The sequence below is a fragment of the Bradyrhizobium sp. WSM4873 genome (genome assembly GCF_055811355.1).
This window is the reverse complement of the sequence record NZ_JBVVPS010000003.1, coordinates 1-18,988: the sequence shown is the minus strand read 5'-3', so window position 1 is coordinate 18,988 and position 18,988 is coordinate 1. Positions and strand designations below refer to the sequence as shown.

General features: G+C 64.7%; 18 protein-coding genes. 6 read left to right on the top strand and 12 right to left on the bottom strand.

The window, feature by feature from the left end; translation table 11 throughout:
* Nucleotides 1–157 precede the first annotated feature (157 nt).
* Both AC0L21_RS06665 and AC0L21_RS06660 read left to right on the top strand, forming a co-directional pair.
* A complete protein-coding gene (locus tag AC0L21_RS06665; protein WP_473259491.1) occupies nt 158–319 on the top strand; it encodes a hypothetical protein in 162 nt (53 codons plus the stop codon).
* A 147-nt stretch (nt 320–466) separates the two neighbouring features.
* Nucleotides 467–1,888 carry an MFS transporter gene (locus tag AC0L21_RS06660; RefSeq protein WP_473259489.1) on the top strand — a complete coding sequence of 474 codons (1,422 nt, stop codon included), beginning with the start codon at nt 467–469 and terminating at the stop codon, nt 1,886–1,888.
* 46 nt (nt 1,889–1,934) lie between these two features.
* Here the strand turns inward: AC0L21_RS06660 and AC0L21_RS06655 are convergent, their stop codons facing one another.
* The 3 genes from AC0L21_RS06655 to clpS form a co-directional block, all read right to left on the bottom strand.
* Complete coding sequence (locus AC0L21_RS06655; protein ID WP_473259487.1) at nt 1,935–2,480, bottom strand: cupin domain-containing protein; 546 nt, start codon at nt 2,478–2,480, stop codon at nt 1,935–1,937.
* An 81-nt stretch (nt 2,481–2,561) separates the two neighbouring features.
* Complete coding sequence (clpA, locus tag AC0L21_RS06650; protein WP_275167959.1) at nt 2,562–4,967, bottom strand: ATP-dependent Clp protease ATP-binding subunit ClpA; 2,406 nt, start codon at nt 4,965–4,967, stop codon at nt 2,562–2,564.
* Nucleotides 4,968–5,261: 294 nt separating this feature from the next.
* Nucleotides 5,262–5,594: an ATP-dependent Clp protease adapter ClpS gene (clpS, locus tag AC0L21_RS06645; RefSeq protein WP_018455182.1), complete on the bottom strand. Its 333-nt coding sequence runs from the start codon at nt 5,592–5,594 to the stop codon at nt 5,262–5,264.
* A 485-nt stretch (nt 5,595–6,079) separates the two neighbouring features.
* Here clpS and AC0L21_RS06640 point away from each other — a divergent pair, with 485 nt between their 5' ends.
* The gene (locus AC0L21_RS06640; RefSeq protein WP_473259485.1) at nt 6,080–7,381 is read left to right on the top strand and encodes a vWA domain-containing protein; all 1,302 of its coding nucleotides are present in this window, start codon (nt 6,080–6,082) and stop codon (nt 7,379–7,381) included.
* A gap of 73 nt (nt 7,382–7,454) precedes the next feature.
* On the opposite strand, the gene AC0L21_RS06635 is transcribed toward AC0L21_RS06640, so the two are convergent.
* Nucleotides 7,455–7,793, bottom strand: a complete 339-nt coding sequence (locus AC0L21_RS06635) for a phasin family protein (protein WP_007603238.1) — start codon at nt 7,791–7,793, stop codon at nt 7,455–7,457.
* A gap of 387 nt (nt 7,794–8,180) precedes the next feature.
* Between AC0L21_RS06635 and AC0L21_RS06630 the strand changes: the two genes are divergently transcribed.
* On the top strand, nt 8,181–10,019 hold the full coding sequence (locus AC0L21_RS06630; protein WP_473259483.1) for a serine hydrolase: 1,839 nt from the start codon (nt 8,181–8,183) through the stop codon (nt 10,017–10,019).
* A 224-nt stretch (nt 10,020–10,243) separates the two neighbouring features.
* Here the strand turns inward: AC0L21_RS06630 and AC0L21_RS06625 are convergent, their stop codons facing one another.
* The 4 genes from AC0L21_RS06625 to AC0L21_RS06610 all read right to left on the bottom strand — a co-directional run bounded on the left by AC0L21_RS06625 (nt 10,244) and on the right by AC0L21_RS06610 (nt 14,039).
* Nucleotides 10,244–10,969, bottom strand: coding sequence for a DnaJ domain-containing protein (locus AC0L21_RS06625; protein ID WP_473259481.1), 726 nt, complete (start codon nt 10,967–10,969; stop codon nt 10,244–10,246).
* Nucleotides 10,970–11,038: 69 nt separating this feature from the next.
* Nucleotides 11,039–11,788: a vWA domain-containing protein gene (locus tag AC0L21_RS06620; RefSeq protein WP_473259479.1), complete on the bottom strand. Its 750-nt coding sequence runs from the start codon at nt 11,786–11,788 to the stop codon at nt 11,039–11,041.
* A gap of 121 nt (nt 11,789–11,909) precedes the next feature.
* A complete protein-coding gene (locus tag AC0L21_RS06615; protein WP_473259477.1) occupies nt 11,910–12,770 on the bottom strand; it encodes an alpha/beta fold hydrolase in 861 nt (286 codons plus the stop codon).
* 345 nt (nt 12,771–13,115) lie between these two features.
* A complete protein-coding gene (locus AC0L21_RS06610) occupies nt 13,116–14,039 on the bottom strand; it encodes a division plane positioning ATPase MipZ (protein WP_473259475.1) in 924 nt (307 codons plus the stop codon).
* Between the two features lie 282 nt (nt 14,040–14,321).
* Here AC0L21_RS06610 and panC point away from each other — a divergent pair, with 282 nt between their 5' ends.
* Nucleotides 14,322–15,173 (top strand): pantoate--beta-alanine ligase, encoded by an 852-nt coding sequence (gene panC, locus AC0L21_RS06605; RefSeq protein WP_473259473.1) that lies wholly within the window; start codon nt 14,322–14,324, stop codon nt 15,171–15,173.
* Here panC and AC0L21_RS06600 read toward each other — a convergent pair.
* From AC0L21_RS06600 to AC0L21_RS06585, 4 genes are all read right to left on the bottom strand, one after another.
* Nucleotides 15,170–15,610 (bottom strand): DUF1489 family protein, encoded by a 441-nt coding sequence (locus tag AC0L21_RS06600; RefSeq protein WP_007603229.1) that lies wholly within the window; start codon nt 15,608–15,610, stop codon nt 15,170–15,172. The genes panC and AC0L21_RS06600 overlap by 4 nt on opposite strands.
* A gap of 42 nt (nt 15,611–15,652) precedes the next feature.
* On the bottom strand, nt 15,653–16,618 hold the full coding sequence (locus tag AC0L21_RS06595; RefSeq protein ID WP_473259471.1) for a hypothetical protein: 966 nt from the start codon (nt 16,616–16,618) through the stop codon (nt 15,653–15,655).
* 159 nt (nt 16,619–16,777) lie between these two features.
* A complete protein-coding gene (locus tag AC0L21_RS06590; RefSeq protein ID WP_007611353.1) occupies nt 16,778–16,981 on the bottom strand; it encodes a hypothetical protein in 204 nt (67 codons plus the stop codon).
* A gap of 306 nt (nt 16,982–17,287) precedes the next feature.
* The gene (locus AC0L21_RS06585) at nt 17,288–17,950 is read right to left on the bottom strand and encodes a glutathione S-transferase family protein (RefSeq protein WP_473259469.1); all 663 of its coding nucleotides are present in this window, start codon (nt 17,948–17,950) and stop codon (nt 17,288–17,290) included.
* Between the two features lie 118 nt (nt 17,951–18,068).
* Here AC0L21_RS06585 and AC0L21_RS06580 point away from each other — a divergent pair, with 118 nt between their 5' ends.
* The gene (locus AC0L21_RS06580) at nt 18,069–18,782 is read left to right on the top strand and encodes a DUF599 domain-containing protein (RefSeq protein WP_007611356.1); all 714 of its coding nucleotides are present in this window, start codon (nt 18,069–18,071) and stop codon (nt 18,780–18,782) included.
* The last annotated feature ends 206 nt before the right edge of the window (nt 18,783–18,988 follow it).

The following is an 18,988-nucleotide window of genomic DNA, read 5'->3' as shown; positions in this document are numbered from 1 at the left end:
ACACACCACACACACCCCCCCCCCCCCCCCCCCCCCCCCCCCCCCCCCCCCCCCCCCGGGGGGGGGCGCCCCCCCGGGGGGGGGGGGGGGGGCCCCCCCCCCCCCCCCCCCCCCCCCCCCCGACAGTGTCATCGTGCGCACCCGCGAGGGCCGCCCAATGCGCCGATTTGCCATGAAGGCCCTGTTCACCGCTCTCAATCTCAACCGCGCCGAGCGGAGCGGAATCGATTGGGACCGCACCATCCTGATCGTCTCGACCGCGGTGACGGTTGGGCTCGTCGCGCTCTACGTGTTCGGGAAGTCGACCTCGCGCTGGTGAGCCGCGAGGGCCGTGCCGACCCATGCCCGCGCTGCCGGGAGACCCGCGCCCGGCGCAGGAACCGGCCGTGTCCTGCCGGGTTGCGATGCATCTCGCAATTTCCTAATCCGGAGACGAATCACGGCTCGAATCAAGCACGCCGCCATCATGTCGCCAGCCCCCATGGAGCACGCCGACGGCCTGCCGCAGCCGCAGCGCAGCCAGGCGGTCCTCACCATTGCGCTCGGCATCATCATGGCAGTGGTCGACAGCGCCATCGCCAATGTCGCGCTGCCGACGATCGCGGCCGACCTCGACGCCAGCCCGGCGTTTTCGATCTGGATCGTCAACGGCTACCAGCTCGCGATCACGATCTCGCTGCTGCCGCTGGCTTCGCTCGGCGAGATCGTCGGCTATCGCCGCGTCTATCTGGTCGGGCTGGTGCTGTTCACGCTTGCCTCCGCATTCTGCGCGCTGGCGCACACGCTGCCGCTCCTCACGATCGCACGCATCGTGCAGGGGTTCGGCGCGGCCGGCATCATGAGCGTCAACGCGGCGCTGGTGCGTTTCACCTACCCACGTAGCCAGCTCGGCCGCGGCATCGGGCTCAACGCCCTCGTCGTTGCTTTCTCGGCCGCGGTCGGCCCGACGCTCGCCGCCGGCATCCTCGCGTTCGGCAGCTGGCCCTGGCTGTTCGCCATCAACGTCCCGCTCGGCGTGGTGACATTGGTACTGGGCCTGCGCAGCCTTCCGCACACCACGCCTGCGAGCCATTCCTTCGACTGGCAGAGCGCGGGGCTGTCCGCGATCACTTTCGGCGTCGGCATCGCGGCCGTCGACAGCGTCGCTCATGGCGAAGCGGCGATCACCTGTCTCGTGCAGTTCGCCATCGCGCTCGTCGCCGGCGCGCTGCTGATCTACCGCGAGACCCACATGGCCTCGCCGCTGCTACCGATCGACCTGTTGCGGATCCCGGTGTTCGCTCTGTCGATTGCGACCTCGATCGCCTCGTTCTGTGGGCAGATGCTGGCCTTCGTCGCGATCCCCTTCTACCTCCAGAGCCGCTTCGGCTATTCGGCGGTGCATATGGGCCTCCTGATCACGCCATGGCCGATCGCGGTCGCGTTCGCAGCCCCCCTCGCCGGTCGCCTGGTCGAGCATTATCCGGCCGGCCTGCTCGGCGGCATCGGCCTCACGCTGTTCGCCTGCGGCCTCGCTGCGCTCGCCTTGTTGCCGGCGGCGCCCACGCCGCTCGACGTGATCTGGCGGATGGCGCTGGCCGGCGCCGGCTTCGGCCTGTTCCAGACCCCCAACAACCGCACCATGATCGCGGCCGCCCCCCGCGAGCGTGCCGGCGGCGCCAGCGGCATGCTGGGGACGGCGCGGCTGCTCGGCCAGACCACCGGCGCAGCGCTGGTGGCGCTGTTCCTCGGCCGCTATCCGATCGAGGGAACCCGGATCGCGTTGCTGACCGGCGTCGGCTTCGCGCTCTGCGGCGCGGCGCTGAGCATGTTGCGGCTGTCGCCCGCGGGAGCGCGCGGCGCCGAGCATGTTCGGGTGCAGGACGACCAGCGTCTGCGCGGCGAATAGCGCACGACCATTTGGGAAGGCCGATTTCGGCTGCGTCCTCCGCGCCTCACATCTTCACTATCTCGGTGCGATATTTCGGCAGCAGTGCTGCGATCAGCTTGCCTTTCTCGGCCATCTCTTCCGGGGTCGGCTTCGGCGGTGGCGATGTGCGGCCTTCAACGGGAAAGCCAACCGCCAGGAAGAATTCGTCCTGTCCCGCTGGCGTGCACATGCAGAGCATACGGGCCGTCTTGCCGGACACGTTCTTGAACGCGTGCGGCGCGTTGGCCGGAACGTTGACGGTCGACCCGGCACTTACGGTGTGGGACTTACCGCGAAAGGTGAATTCAAGTTCGCCTTCGAGCAGCGTGAACATTTCCTCGAAGTCGTGGCGGTGCGGCGGGGGCCCGCCGCCGGCGGGCACCAGCATGTCGACCAGGCAATAGCGTCCTGCGGTCTGCGCGCCCGACACCAGGACCGTGTAGGTGCCGCCGGCCACAGAGATATGCGGCACGTCAGCGCCGTCGGGATCGGCGACCGTCAGGGCACGGCCGGGATCGTCGGCGGGGATCGAGGAAGCTGACGACGAGTTTGCAGAAGGCGTGTTGGTCATACGGGATATTCTTGCTTATATTTGACTGCCCATAAGAAAGGCCGGCTTCTCAGCCGGCCTTCTCAATTCTTCGCGTGCAGATCAAACCTTGACCAGCGGGCTCTTGGTCGGCCCCTTCGAGCCGCCGGGGCCACCGGGCTTGGACTTGCCGGGCGGGCGCTTGCGGGCACCCGGGAGCTTCTCCTGCTTCGGCGTGACCGGACCCTCGACGAACTCGAAGCCGATCTTGTCCTTGGTCTCGTCGGCCTCGTCCTTGACCAGAACGACGCGGACATGGCCGCCACCCTTGAGCTTGCCGAACAGCACCTCGTCGGCCAGCGGCTTCTTGATGTGCTCCTGGATCACGCGAGCCATGGGACGTGCGCCCATCTGCTCGTCGTAACCATGCTTCACCAGCCAGGTCTTGGCGGGCTCGGACAGCTCGATGGTGACGTCGCGATCGCCGAGCTGCGCCTCGAGCTGAAGCACGAACTTCTCGACCACCGTACCGATCACCTCGACGCTGAGATGGCCGAACGACACGACGGCGTCGAGACGGTTGCGGAATTCCGGCGCGAACTGCCGGTTGATCGCCTCGTGGTCGTCGCCTTCCCGCTTCGAGCGCGTGAAGCCGAACGCCTGCTTGGCGAGATCGGACGCGCCCGCATTCGTGGTCATGATCAGGATCACGTTGCGGAAGTTGACCTGCTTGCCGTTGTGGTCGGTGAGCCGGCCGTGATCCATGATCTGGAGCAGCACGTTGTAGAGATCGGGGTGCGCCTTCTCGATTTCGTCGAGCAGCACCACGCAATGCGGATGCTGATCGACGCCGTCTGTGAGCAGGCCGCCCTGGTCGAAGCCGACATAGCCGGGAGGCGCGCCGATCAGGCGCGACACGGTGTGCCGCTCCATGTATTCGGACATGTCGAAGCGCAACAGCTCGACGCCGAGCGACGCCGCGAGCTGTTTCGCGACCTCGGTCTTGCCGACGCCGGTCGGACCCGAGAACAAATAGCAGCCGATCGGCTTCTCCGGCTCGCGCAGGCCGGCACGCGCCAGCTTGATCGAAGCGGCGAGCGATTCGATCGCCTTGTCCTGACCGAACACGGTGCGCTTCAGGGTCTGCTCGAGATGCTTGAGCACCTCGGCATCGTCCTTCGACACGCTCTTCGGCGGGATCCGCGCCATCGAGGCGATCGTGGTCTCGATCTCCTTGATGCCGATGGTCTTCTTGCGCTTGTTCTCGGCGACCAGCATCTGCGCCGCGCCGGATTCGTCGATCACGTCGATCGCCTTGTCCGGCAGCTTGCGGTCGTGGATGTAGCGCGAAGAGAGCTGCACCGCAGCCTCGATCGCCTCATTGGTGTATTTCAGCCGGTGGTAGTCTTCGAAGTACGGCTTGAGGCCCTTGAGGATCGCGATCGCGTCTTCGACCGTCGGCTCGTTGACGTCGATCTTCTGGAAGCGCCGCACCAGCGCGCGGTCCTTCTCGAAGTGCTGGCGGTATTCCTTGTAGGTGGTCGAGCCCATGCAGCGGATCGTGCCGGAAGCGAGCGCGGGCTTGAGCAGGTTCGAGGCATCCATCGCCCCGCCCGACGTCGCGCCCGCACCAATCACGGTGTGGATCTCGTCGATGAACAGGATGGCGTTGGGATGGGCCTCGAGCTCCTTCAGCACCTGCTTCAGGCGTTCCTCGAAGTCGCCGCGATAGCGCGTACCGGCGAGCAGCGTGCCCATGTCGAGCGAGAACACGGTCGCAGCCGCCAGCACCTCAGGCACCTCGCTATCGACGATGCGCTTGGCAAGACCCTCCGCGATTGCGGTCTTGCCGACGCCGGCCTCGCCCACGAACAGCGGATTGTTCTTCTGGCGGCGGCACAGCACCTGGATCGCGCGGTTGATCTCGGAATTGCGCCCGATCACCGGATCGATCTTGCCGTCACGCGCCTTCTTGTTGAGGTTGACGCAATAGGTCTCGAGCGCCTCGCCCTTCTTCTTGGCGTCCTCGCTGCCCTTGGTCTCCGTCTCCTCGTCGACACCGCGCACCGGCCGCGCCTCGGAGACGCCCGGCCGCTTGGCGATACCGTGGCTGATATAGTTGACGGCGTCGTAGCGCGTCATGTCCTGCTCCTGCAGGAAATACGCGGCATGACTCTCGCGCTCGGCAAAGATCGCGATCAGCACGTTGGCGCCGGTCACCTCTTCGCGACCGGACGACTGCACGTGGATCACCGCGCGTTGGATCACGCGCTGGAACCCTGCGGTCGGCTTGGCGTCGTCGGCGCCATCCGTCACCAGGTTTTCGAATTCGGTCTCAAGATAATTGACGAGGCTCGTACGGAGCTTGTCGAGGTCGACGCTACAGGCGCGCATGACGGCGGCTGCATCGGAGTCGTCGATCAGGGAGAGCAGGAGATGCTCAAGCGTCGCGTATTGGTGATGACGCTCGTTTGCGATCGCCAGTGCACGATGCAGGGATTGTTCAAGGCTTTGGGAAAAAGTCGGCATTCGCGTCCTCTATGGCCCCCACCATCATGATCGCCATCGCCCGGTCAGGCAACAACAACCTTTGTCACATATAGTTATACAAGATCGCGGCGAAAGACCGGTTCCGCGACTCAGGCGGCTGCACAGCTGCGGTATTTTTCGATGCAAAACCCGTTCCGGTTTGGGCACGATCGGCACCGGTCCGAAATTCCGTAGTTTTGCCCTCTGCAACGAACATCGCGCGCAGACATCATGGGCAATCACACTGCGACTTGCACAAGAACCGGCTTCGAACGCGCCGTAACGTGTTGTGTCTTACTTCTTTTCCATCACGCATTGCAGCGGATGCTGGTGCTTGCGAGCGAAATCCATCACCTGCGTCACCTTGGTCTCGGCGATCTCGTAGGTGAACACGCCGCACTCCCCGATCCCGTGATGATGAACGTGCAGCATGATCTTGGTTGCAGCCTCAGCGTCCTTCTGGAAGAATTTCTCCAGCACATGAACGACGAATTCCATCGGCGTGTAATCGTCGTTCAGGATCAGCACACGGTACAGGTTCGGCCGCTTGGTCTTCGGCTTGACCTTGGTGATGACGGACGTGTTTGGCGCGGAAGGACCGCCGGAACGGTTCTCGTCGTTGCTCATCAGGGCAGCGTGGGCGGCGGCGGCCGCGGACGGATCTGGTCTGGAAGACAGTTGCGGCATGGCTCAGGCGTTCAAATTCCCCACGGAAGCGTATGACGGTTCGCCGCGCAGCCCCGGCCTTCGGAGCTTCGCACAGGCGTACCGCCTTGTTGGATCGCCGCTTCCAGCCGGTCCGGTCCAAGCCGGATCGGCCTCACCGAATATGGGCCTGCCCCCGGCTCGCCGCAAGCGTGCGACAGCTCGGCCGATGCTGGCATGGCGGTCCCGATTCCCGGTCCGGGCGATCCTCACCAAGGTTAATCAATCCGGACTGATTTGACAAAAGCTTCCGCCCCACCGGTTTAGAAGATGTTGACCAGGAACCCGCCGTAACGCGGCTGCAGCCGCTTCGCGCGGGTTAGCTCCGGTTTTCTACGGACCAATTTACCCTGCGTTCAATGGCGTGGCGCGAAAACGGGCAAAGCCACAGATTTCCGGGAATCGTCATGTCTCGCGTGCCCCTCGTCAGCCGTATTGTTGGTCGGCACCTCTCCCGGTTTGCAGCGGCCGAACAAGGCAATATCGCCGTGATCTTCGCCATCGCGCTGCTCCCGGTTTTGGGCTTCGTCGGAGCTGCAATCGATTACAGCCGCGCGGCCCAGGCTCGTTCCGCAATGCAGGCGGCCCTCGATTCCACGTCGCTGATGGTCTCCAAGGATCTGTCGTCCGGCACCATCACGACGTCGCAGATCAGCACCAAGGCGCAGGCTTATTTCAATGCCCTGTTCACTGCTACCAACGCCCTGCCGTCGGTCAGCATTGCGGCCACGTACACCGCAAGCACCAGCATGGGCTCCACCATCCAGGTCACCGGCACCGGCACCTACACGACCGCCTTCATGAAGGTCGCAGGTTTCCCGACACTCGACGTCGGCGCCGATTCTACCAGCGCCTGGGGCCTGGTGCGCATGCGCGTGGCCTTGGTGCTCGACAACACGGGCTCGATGGCTGACGACGGCAAGATGGCGGCGATGCAGACCGCCGCGAAGAGCCTGGTCGACCAGCTCAGCCCGCTCGCCAAGTCCAATGGCGACGTCTACATCTCGATTGTTCCGTTTGCCAAGGACGTCAACGTCGGCGCCAACAACTACAATAAGTACTGGGTCGATTTCAGCGATTGGGACGCGGCCCGCGGCACCAGGTCCGCCAACCACAACACCTGGACGGGATGCGTGGTCGACCGCGACCAGGACTACGACACCAAGAACACGACGCCCACGAGCGGCAATGCGGGAACGCTGTTCCCGGCCGAACAGTACTCCTACTGCGACACCGGCAGTGCGTCCTATCTGCAGCCAATCATGCCGCTGAGCTACGACTGGAACTCACTCAAGAGCCGTATCGACGCCATGAAGCCCACCGGCAACACCAACCAGGGCATTGGCCTCGCCTGGGGCTGGATGACACTGTCGACCGGCGATCCCATGAACGCGCCGGCCAAGGACACCAACTACACCTACAAGGACGCGATCGTGCTGCTCTCCGACGGTCTCAACACGCAGAACCGCTGGTACAGCAACGCCTGGCAAATCGACGCGCGGCAGAAGAAGCTGTGCGACAACGCCAAGGCGGCGAACATCACGATCTATACGGTGCAAGTGAACACCGGGAGCGATCCGACGTCCAGCGTGCTGCAATATTGCGCGAGCGGCACCGAAAAATTCTATCTGGTGACGAAGGCCGATCAGACCGTCTCGGTGTTCAAGGACATCGGCACGTCGTTGTCCAAGCTGCGCGTGGCGCGCTGAGATCGACACGCCGCGACACAGAAAAAGCCCGGCTGCTGCAGCCGGGCTTTTGATTCCAGGACGTCAGGAAGCGTTAGCTGGCGGCCGGAGTGAACTTCGACACGATGGTCTCGACCGGCTTGAACGCCTGCTTGGCGAGGTCGCTATAGAGGCCGGCGATCTTCTGCGATTCCGCGACGAAGGACTCGTAGGCGGAACGGGCGAATTCGGTCTGCGCTTCGACGGCCTTGTCCAGCGACTTCACGCCGGAAAGCTTCTCGACGAAGGACTTGGTGTCTTCGAACGACTTCTTGGTGTAGTCGCCATAGGCGCTGGCGATCGCCTGAAGGCCGTGCTGCATCGAGGTCGCGGAGGCGACGTACTGCTCGAAATGCTCTTTCCCGTAGCCTTGAAAGTCTTCAACCTTGAACATTCGGAATCCTTTTCCCTAGCTCTTGTCGGGAAGCCCCGGCTCCCTGACTCTGCTCACAATTAGTGCAACGCACAAAAAAGTCAAGAATTTTGTGCGTCGCACAAAATTGCATGCAAAATCGCAGAAATTCCCGGGGTTTCCCGCAATGGTTCCTTAAGCTTTTGGAAACCGCGGCCCCCTACTTTGATTCCCTGGACGTGTTCAGCTTCCACAAGCGGCCGAAAGCCGTTGGAGAACATCACCTTAGCCAGAACAGCGGCTCAGGCCCAACGTCCCCCGCGGCGAACACCTGCGGAGGACAGCCTGAGCAGGTAATGATCCCGGGTCCCTTGGGCACAATTTCGCCTCACGAGCCGGTGATCAAGTCAGAAACGGGGACGGGGTTTCATGCTTCGTAAAAACTTGTCTTCCTCGCGCTTGGCGCGGGTTGGCGTTTTTGGGCTTCTTGCGGTCACCAGTGCAGTCATCTTCACCACAGATGCTGCCGAGGCGCGGCGCCACCGGCGTCACACCGCGCACCACCGCGTGCAGCGCGATGTGTCCGAGAGTTCCAGCCCGAAATTCGCGTCGATCATCGTCGACGGCAATTCCGGCTCCGTGCTTCAGGCAACGAGCCCCGACGGGATCCGGCACCCGGCCTCGCTGACCAAGATCATGACGCTTTATTTGCTGTTCGAGCGTCTCGACTCAGGGAAGATGAAGCTCGACACCGAGATGCCGGTGTCGCAGCACGCCGCCGATCAGGATCCGACCAAGCTGAACCTGCGTGCCGGCCAGACCATCCGCGTCGAGGACGCGATCAAGGGTCTCGTCACCCGCTCCGCCAACGACGCAGCCGTTGTGATCGCGGAAGCGATCGGCGGCGACGAGGACGACTTCGCCCAGATGATGACGCGCAAGGCGCGTTCGCTCGGCATGTCCAGGACGGTTTACCGCAACGCCAACGGCCTTCCCAACGATGAGCAGGTCACGACCGCGCGCGACCAGGCCACGCTCGGACGCGCCATCCAGGAGCGCTTCCCACGCTACTATCGCTATTTCGCGACCTCGACGTTCAATTGGCGCGGACAGTCGATCCGGAACCACAATCATCTGCTCGGCAATGTCGAGGGCGTGGACGGCATCAAGACCGGCTACACCCGCGCCTCCGGCTTCAATCTCGTGACCTCGATGCGCCGCGGCAATCGCCACCTGATCGGCGTCGTGCTGGGCGGCCGTAGCGGCGGTTCACGCGACGCCATCATGCGCAACCTGCTCGCGGAGAACCTCGATAAGGCCGCGACCACCCATACCGTCGTCGCGGTCACCGAACGCAACGGCTCCGACGCGGCTGCCGAGATTGCCGATGCGTCGGATACCCCGGCCCGTTCCGCTCCGCAGGTCCAGGCGTCGGCTGCCCCTGCTCCCGATGCAGCCCCGTCGCGTCTCGCCGCGCGCCTCTCGACGCTTGCGGCTGCGACTGCCGCGGTGCCGCCGGCTCAGCCCAACAGGCCTGAAGTTCGGCCGACAGAATCCAAGATCGAGCCTGCGCCGCTCACCAATGGCTTGATCTCGAGCCAGCCGCTCTCGATCATCCCCGGCTCGTCCGAGCCGATGAAGCCGGTCCGGGTCAAGACCGTCCAGGTCAAGGCCGGCGCGGTGAAGGTCGCCTCCGCCGCCCCGGCTCAGATCGCACCGCAGGTCACGAGCACGGTCGCGTCGCGCTCCGACGTCGCCGAAACCTCGGGCGCCGTGGTCGCCCGTGCAGACCTTATCAACAAGCCCGAGGTCGTCAGCCAACCGGAAGCTCCGAGGGCCGAGATCGCCCGTACCGAGCTGCCGCGGCAGCCGGCGGGCTTCGGCAGCGGCAACGGCATCCTCGGCGTATTGCCGGCCGCCACTGCCGCCGCACCCGCCCCGGCTGCTGCGAAGCTCGCGTCAGCCGACCCGGCGCTGCAGCCGATCCAGATGAGCGCCACCACGAAGCCGGTCGTCACCCATAGCGGCTGGATCGTCCAGGTCGGCGCGCTCGAGAGCGAGAACGAAGCCCAGCAGCGCATCGACGCGGCGCGCAGCTCGGCTCGCGGCCTGCTTAGCAAGGCCGACCCGTTCACCGAGCCGGTCGTCGCGAAAGACAATCGCAAGCTCTACCGCGCCCGCTTCGCCGGGCTCGACCGCGACCAGGCCGAAGCCGTGTGCCGCACCCTGAAGCGCGCCGATATCTCCTGCATGACCGTCCGCAACTGATCTTTCGCATCGCTCCAATGAAAATGCCCGCGCCTTGCGCGGGCATTTTCATTTTCGGGATGCGGTGGCCGACGAGGCTGTTCCACGACAACCTCTCGTCAAGGATTTACGGTTAAAATTTTACGCAAGGGATCGACCACGCCGACAATGGCGGGCATCGGGGCGACGGCAAACAGAGCAAGCAGAGCTCACACGGGACGAGCGTTTGTAGCGTGGTGCCGGAGTTAGCCGTTATGCGTGCGAAGCAGAGTATCCTTGGCCTCGTTTACACGGGCAGCGAGATACGTCGAGCCCCCCTGGTCGGGATGCAGTTTCTTCATCAGGGACTTGTGAGCCCGGCTGATGTCGTCCCGCCCCGCTCCCGGCTGCAGGCCAAGGATCTGATAGGCCTCCTCCGTCGTCATTTTGCCGGTCGCCACCGTGCGGCGCTGCCCCCCTGCCGCGTCGCCCTGCGCGTTCTGACGCCAAGCGGGAAACCGGCGGTCCAGATAGCTTTCAAGTAGGGCCACGCTCTCGGCGTCGAACGCCGGGACCATTGCCAGCAGGGCCGCGAGATCGAACTCATCGAGATCGCGCCCGGCGTGAGGCCCGGCGACGATCCGGCCTCCGAGCTGGCCGGAATCGTGATCGAGCCGCATATCCAGGAATTGCGAGCGCACGCGCGAGGCCTGACCGGCCGGGCGCGTCGCGCCCCCGCCGAACAGCCCGCCGATATGGCCGAAGCCGGCGTTTGCCATCGGTGTCCAGCCCAGGAGCCCGGCACCGAATATCCCGAGCGGGATCGCCACCACCAGTTCGCCCTTCAAGCCTGTGAACGCTGCGACGGCCAGCGCCACCACGCCGCCACCGAACCTGATCGCGCGTGCCAGCACGGCCGGATTGGCCGAACGGAACATCTGGAGCAGCAGATAAAGGGTAATAACGGCGATAGCGCCGGCGATCAGGGTCATGGCCGGAATATAGTCGGCCTACCGCCAAAAAGCATCGTGTCCTTGCGCCCCGCCGACCGCGCCCCAGCGCTACTTCATCTGGCCGATCAGCCTGGCCGCACCACTGGCGGTCTTCGCCAATTGCAACAGCGCCTCGCGTCCGCCGGCCGCGTAGGCGGCGGCTGCGCGCAACAGCTCGCGCAACTGCGCCGCCGCGCCCGGATCGAACCGGCACCAGGCGCCGCCGGTTAGGCGCGCGATCTCGCGAAAGGCCTGCTCGGCCACCGCGTCATGGCCTTCCTGAAATACGAACACGGGCACCTTGAGCATGCCGAGCTCGCCGGCCTTGGCGCAGAGCTCGTCGACGTTCTCCTCCATGGCGTCGCCGACGAAGACGACGGCGCGCACGCCGGATGCGACCGCCTCGCGCCGCGCCTCGCTCAGCACCTTGCCGATCTGGGTGTCGCCGCCACGGCAATCGATCTTGCCCATCAGCGTCGCAAGCTTGGCGCTGTCGGAGATCCATCCCGTGGCGCGGCACTCGTTGAAGCCGCGATAGTAGACGAGCCGGATATCGAGACTGCCGAGCGCGGCGGTCTCACGGAACATGTCGGCCTGAAGCGCGCAGGCCATGTCCCAGGTCGGCTGGCGGCTCATCGTCGCATCCAGCGCGAAGATCAGCCGCCCTTTCGCACCGGGCGCATGCGGTGACAGCGCGCGCGCGTTTGCGACGAAGGCGGCGATGTCCTCCGAGGTCGAGGTCCCCGCCTGCGGCACAGCGCCATCTTGTTGCGCCGAGACGGCATCGCGGCCGCGCGGTTTGATGGGTTCGCCGGACATTCCTTGACCCCTGCGTGAGCGGCTAATGTGGTCAGCGCATGCAGCCCGGTCAATGTGCAAAGCCCCCGCAGGCGTCAGCCGGCGGAGGCTTTGAAAATCGCTATCGACGACGAGGAAGGCGTCAGCTCTTGGCAGGCGCCATCAAGGCGACCGGACCGGGCTCGAGTATCTTGGGCGGGGACGATTGCGTGTCGACCGGCGCCACCTCGCTATCGGTCACGCTCAGGAACTTGTCGAGCATGCCCTGGATCGAGTTCTTGGCAGCGTCCGGACCGGTGTCGCGCATGTCGTTGTGCTGGAATTCGGTCTTCACGACCTGGATGCCGGCCTTCTCGCATTCCTCGTCGGTCGGGATCACGCCCGCGTCGGCCTTGAACTGCGGATCGGTGGAGCGGAACGACAGGATCTTGAACTTGCCGGCGGTGACGAAGGGCACGCGAAGATTGTCGAGCGTGACGACCTTCTTGACCTCATCCGGGTACTGCTTGGCGAAATACATCGTGATGTCGCCGCCCATGGAGTGGCCGACCATGGTCACCTTGTCGTAGTCGGCGTTGGGCTGAACCTTCTTCATCTCCTGCATGGCGAGATGGATGTTGGCGACGCCGCGCAGGATCTGCGGCAGCCGGCCGACATAGATCTCACCGGGCTTGGTCACCATCGGAGGGTCGGTCGGCAAATCATGCTGCGGGCTGACGACGAGGTAGCCACGCGCGGCGAAAATGTTGGCGAGGAAGCCGTACTCGGTGTTCTTGACGGTGTTACCGTGGTTGATCACGGCGACCGGCATCGTGATCATGCCGGCATTGGCCTGCATTTCCTTGTCACGACGGATCGCGATATCGACGGGCACGGCACGGTTGTCGCGCGAGGCATCGTAGAAGGTGATGGTCTCGTGCCTGATTGCCCACTTGCTCGCCGTGAAATAGGCGACGCCGCAGAGGGCACTGACCGAAACCAGAACGGCAATTCCACGCTTCATTTTCGTCCTCAGCCTCAGGCTCTTGCGGCCTGAATCCCTGTTGAAAATCGTGTTCTTCCGGAGCTCTTCGGCTCCTGGTCGCCTATTCCCTAATATATGTCACAGCCGCGTGACAGGAAGGCTAAATATTGTGAACCATCAGCCCTTTCATTGTGCGGCGCACTCGTTTCTTGGGCACCTCGTTTCCATACGGCTACGTCAGGGTGCACGTCACCTTCCGACGCAACCTGTCTCGATCGGGTTCAATTTTGCAGTAAACGCGGGGTGAAAACGGCTGAGCGCGGGCTCGGTTCCCACGGGAGACCGGCCGCTTTGATCGACCAGAAGTAGCGACATACCGCCACCTCAGGCGCCGAGAATGTCGTGAACCTCGAGCGGCTTGTCGATCTGATTGAACCACTCGGCGCGGTTGGCCGCACGGCGGCGTCCGCGCTCGTCGAGCGGAAGCTTGAGCTGCCGCAGCAGGCTCGTCACCTCTTCCCTTGCGGTGAGATGGCCGAGATTGGGCCGCATGCCGAGAGTGGCCTCGTCGATCTCGTCCAGCGCGGTCAGTCCGCGCGGGAAGAACTCGCGATAGACGACGCGTTCGGCGAAGCCGTCGACGTAGCGGAAGCCGAGCCGTAGCGACAAATCCTTCAACCCCTCGGCAACCAGCTGCTTGTTGCGGGAGCCGAGCATCGACAGGCGGTTGCGCACCACGATCCAGTCGGTGGTCGCGCCATCGAGCTGGCGACGCTTGCGCCTGACATCCCGCACCATCTCGGCGTAGTGACTCTCGCCCGTCACCGCGTAATTGGCGGGATCGACCGTGCCGAGCACGTCGAAATCGAGGAAGCTGTCGTTGATCGGGGTCACCAGCGTGTCGGCCATCGAGTGCGCAAGCCGCATCAGGTAGCTGTCGGTGCCGGGCGTATCGATGACGATGAAGTCGAAGCTGCTCTCGACCGCCGAGACCGCCTCCATGAACTGAAGGAACTCCGAATTCTCGTTCTCGGCGACCTGCATGGTTTCGCCGAGCTTGATGCAGCGATGCAGCGGCAGTTCGAGGTCGAGCTTGGTGCGGCGCGCCCAAGCGGAACGGTTGTTGATGTAGTGAGTAAAGCTCTGCTGGCGGCAGTCGAGGTCGATGGTGGCGACGCGCTGGCCGGCTTTCAGAAGCGCGACCGCGATGTGCAGGGCGGTCGTCGACTTGCCGGAGCCGCCCTTCTCGTTGCCGAGCACGACAACATGCGCCGAGCCGGACTGGCCTTGGCTAGCTTGCACAAGCATCGCGATCCTCAACACCCCTAACGAATATCTTCGAGTTGGCCGCGTCTGCGGTCAAGTGAAATGCGTGACAGGCAATACGAATCGCGGCGCGCCGTCCTTCATGATGAATCGCCGCGCCGCTTCGCGTCTGTGATCCAGCCCACAATGTCGCGACCGCTTGCGCGGCATTGCGCGGGATGCTGTGCCGCATCCGGATGCGTGGCGTCCATCGTCGCCGCTTGTTAAGGTTAGCCTGCCGGGCGCCGGGACGCGCCCGCCGATTCCCAACCCCGTCGAGTTCTGATGTCACGCAGCCCCTTGATCGCCCGCACGGTCCCCACCTTGCGACGCGCCGTCGACAATCTTCGCAAGCGAAAGGCCACGATCGCGCTGGTCCCGACCATGGGAGCGCTCCATGACGGCCATGTGTCGCTGGTGCGCCTGGCCAGGCGGCGCGCGAGCCGCGTCGTGGTGTCGATCTTCGTCAACCCGACCCAGTTCGCCCCAACCGAGGATTTTGGCGCCTATCCGCGAACCTGGAAGGCCGATCTCGCCAGGCTCGCCGCCGAGGACGTCGACGTCGTCTGGCATCCCGGCGCCGAGGCCATGTATCCGGAGGGCTTTGCCACCCGCATCATACCGGAGGGACCGGCGCTGGCCGGGCTCGAGGACCGCTTCCGCCCGCATTTCTTCGGCGGCGTCGCCACCGTCGTCGGCAAGCTGTTCACGCAGTGCCGGCCGGATGTCGCGATCTTCGGCGAGAAAGATTTCCAGCAGTTGCGTGTGGTGGCACAGATGGCCCGCGACCTCGACCTCGGCGTCAAGGTGATCGGCTCCCGCACCGTGCGCGAGCGCGACGGGCTCGCGATGTCCTCGCGCAACGTCTACCTGTCACCACAGGAGCGGCAGACAGCAACCACGCTGTACCGCGCCATGAAGGAGAGCGCCGGGCGCATCCGTGCCGGCGAAGCGGTCACGGCCGCAATGGCGCGCGGTGCTGCGATGATCACGGCGGCCGGCTTTGAGCTCGACTATTTCGAGGTGCGCCATGCAACGACCCTGGCGCCTGTCATCTCGCGCAAGGACGGCCCCTTGCGCATCCTGGTCGCGGCCAAGCTCGGCACGACCCGACTGATCGACAATATCGCGGTTTAGAGCAGCCCGAGATCACGCAGCTCGCGTCGCATCGGCTCCGGCATCGCCGCGATCGAGCCGGCGGCTGACTTGCCGAGGTCGGGCGGCACTGAATCGTCGGCAAGGTAGCGCCAGCCCTGGAACGGGCGCATCGGCCGCGGCGACACCGGGATCACCTTCGGCTGCATCACGATCCGGCAGCGCCCGATGCCGTCCTTGTCGCGGAACGGCTCGATCCCGATGATCTTTTCGCGCGCGGCGACCTCGCCCTTGATCACCCAATAGAGCGACCCGCCCGACAGGATCTCGGCGTCGCGCTTGGGCACCATGCGGGTGATGTGGATGTGATGTTGCGGCAGACCCTTCTTCTTGGCGGTCTGCATCCGTTCGGCGGTCCACTCCTTCAATTCCTTGACGGATTCGCAGCCGACGGCGAGCTTGATTAGATGTAGTGGCATGCCCCAGCATTAGCCGGGCAGCCACCCATTTGGAATGCCGATCTACTCGTTATCCGCAGCCGGAGGAGCGGCGGGCGGCGGCGTGAGCGGAACCGGTGCTGCAGCCGGCGCCCGCGCAGCCTTGGGCGCAGGCGGCCTCTTCGCGGCGGGAGCTGCGGCCTGTGCCGAGGCCGCTGCCGGGGGGCGCGGAGCCGCCGCGTTCGCGGTGGGCGCCGCTTGACGCGTCGCTGGCTCCGGATTCATGATGCTGACCGGCGGCGTCGACGAGGCACTCGGGAACTCGGCATTGGTCGGCTTGCCCGTCGGCATCGACGGCGGCAGTCCCGCAAGCGCGGCAGTGGCCGGCAACGATTGCGCTGCTGCAGGCGCATTCCAGGTCGGGGCGTAGCGCGCAACCAGCGTGTCGTAGAGATGAGAATCCATGTTGGCGGCGACCTGCTGCTGATCGGTCAGCGAGCGGAAAGCTGCACAATCGAACTGCGTGCAGCCGTCGCGCACGACCAGCACCTGCGCGACCAGACCATAGCGATCACGCTCCAGCGATTTGCGCAGCACCTTGATGTCGGGCGTCAGGCTCTTCTCGACGGTCGCGGCATCGCCGAGCGCCGTCAGCCGGTCGATCCTGGCCGCGGTCGCGGAGACGGCTGCAGCCGCCGCGTCAGGCGCGCCGAACAGCGCTTTCTCGCAACCAATGGCCACGGCATCGCCGGCGAGATCGTCGAGACAGGACAGCGCCGGCAGGCTCGCGGTCATCGCGGCCTGTGCACGCGCCTCGGTCGGCGTGGACTGCCCCGCCGGTCCATCGACGCGCACGACGGCAGCCAGCGCGATGGCTATGGCCAGCAAGGTCATGACGGTCAGCGCGCCGTTGGCGACCGACCGCTCGGCGCGCAGCAGCGTCACCAGGAGAATAAGTCCGAAGAAGCCGGCAGCCGCCAGCATCATCCACATCGGAAAGGCTGGCGAGCGCCAGATTTGGTCGAGCGACGAGGCCCATGCCCAGTTCATGCGCGACGTCCCCTCACGCGAGCAGAGAGCGAATGGTCAAAGCGAGTACCGAGAGTCGGCGACTGCCCCCGGCCTACCTTTTGAAGGTGAAGCGGGCCTTTTGACGGCGGCAGAATACAAATTCCCGGGGACGCGCCAATGCGCGGGTAGCGTCGGCCTTCAGGACAGCGCGAGCTGGCTTTCCTTGGCGACGCGTTCGAAGGCTTCGGTCGAGCTCTTGATCCGGTACTGACAGTCGTCACCATCGGTCGGCAGGAGGCGGATGACCTCATACGAGCCGCTGGCAGCGGGGCGTGCGACATTGCTGGCGGTGAACAATACGCGCGCGCCAATAGGGAATTTGTGCTTCAACACCCTCTCCATCACTCAAACAACGCCTGCCACGCCCATGGTCCCACTGCGTCGGCCGGCCGGAAACCCGCCCGCTGTATAGCATGCGACGGGCGTTTTTGGCCAGCAGTATGCGACATGGCAAACGTGCGAATTTTGCAGTTATTTCAGAGTGATGCCGCCGGCCGATGATACCGCTGGAACCCGTTCTTCCGGGGTATGGGGCAAACGGCCGTCGGGGCTGGCGTGATCCACCGCCCTGGGCGGTTCCCGGGCCGTGAGGTCCCTCTCCCTGCCGATCACTCGGGCGATCGAGCGAGGCCCGATCGCAACCACGGGCTACACGTTCTCGAACTTTTCGATGACAAGCGTTTCGGCGAGCCCGTCCCGGGTCCATTCCTGGAACGCCGGCAGCGCCAGCATCGTGTCCATGTAGGTCTTGGTCTCCGGCGTGACCTCGATCGCGTAGGTGCGGAAGCGGTGCACGACCGGGGCATACATCGCATCCGCCGCGCCGAAGCGCCCGAACAGGAACGGTCCATTGGTGCCATACCGGGTCCGGCACTCGCGCCAGATCTCCTGCACGCGCGCGATATTGGCCTCGGCGTCCGCGGACAGCGTCACCGGGCGCACCGGACGGTGCAGGTTCATGCCGCATTCGTTGCGAAGGGCCATGAATCCGGAATGCATCTCGGCGCACACCGAACGGGCATGGGCGCGGGCGGCGGCGTCGTCCGGCCACAGCTTCACTTCCGGATAGCGCTCGGCGATGTATTCGATGATGCTGAGCGAATCCCACACCGTGATGTCGCCGTCGACCAGCACCGGCACCTTGCCGGCGCGGCTGAACGAGATGATCTGCTCCTTGTCCGCGGGATTATCGGTGTAGAGCGGGATGAGGGTCTCCACGAACGGGATATCGTTGGCGCGGAGTGCGAGCCAGGGCCGCATCGACCATGACGAGTAATTCTTGTTGCCGATTGCGAGTTTCAGCGCAGCCATGTCATCAGTCCTTCTCGATACCCCTTGAAGCGAGCCGCTTTTAACGCCATCGCCTGCCGCCAATCAATCGTTGCTGCACCTCGCCATGCGTGGCAAGCGTTGCGATCAGGAGATACACATGAGCAGGCATTGGGTCGACATCACCGCCGTCGGCTTCTTCATCATCGAATGGCTGGTCTACGCCCTGACGCTGGAGCATTCGGCGTATGGCCGCGACAGCCTGTCGGCGCGGATGAACCGCTACCGCGAGGTTTGGGTGCGCCGGCTGCTCGACCGCGACGCGCGCATGGTCGACATGCAGATCATGGCCTCGCTGCAGAACGGCACCGCCTTCTTCGCCTCCACCAGCCTGATCGCGCTCGGCGGCGCGCTGGCGCTGCTCCACGCGACCAACGACGCGATCACGATCTTGAGCAAGCTGCCGATCGATCTCAGCACCTCGCCGGCCATGTGGGAGCTGAAATGCGTCGGCCTTGTCCTGATCTGCGTCTACGCCTTCTTCAAATTCGCCTGGTCGTACCGCCTGTTCAACTATGTCGCGATCCTGTTCGGCGGCATGCCGGCGGCCTCGCAGCGTGACACGCCGGAGGCCGAAGCTCATGTGATCCGCACCTCGCGCCTGTTCGAATCCGCCGGCCGTCATTTCAACCGCGGCCAGCGCGCCTTCTTCTTCGCACTCGGCTATCTCGGCTGGTTCGTCAGCCCCTGGGTGTTGTTCGTGACCACGGCAGCCGTGGTGATCGTGACGTGGCGGCGGCAATTCGCCTCGAGCGCGTGGGAGGCCATGGCGCCGGAGGTGGTGGATGGCGAGGAGATGAAGCGCGGCCGTTGACGCGCTCGCAATGACGGAGCAAGGGGAAGCAGCGTCGCTCTTCCATCTCGCATTTTGAATCGCAGACACGCCTTCGCGTCCTCGCGGCTGATTTCGCCCGAGCTTTGCTTCAGTCGCTCCACCCTCTTATCCAAGAGGGCGCAGGGAAGGCCGGGTGCTGACCTCGCACCCGCGGTCCGCTGCGCGAAAAGCACACGCAGGAAAAC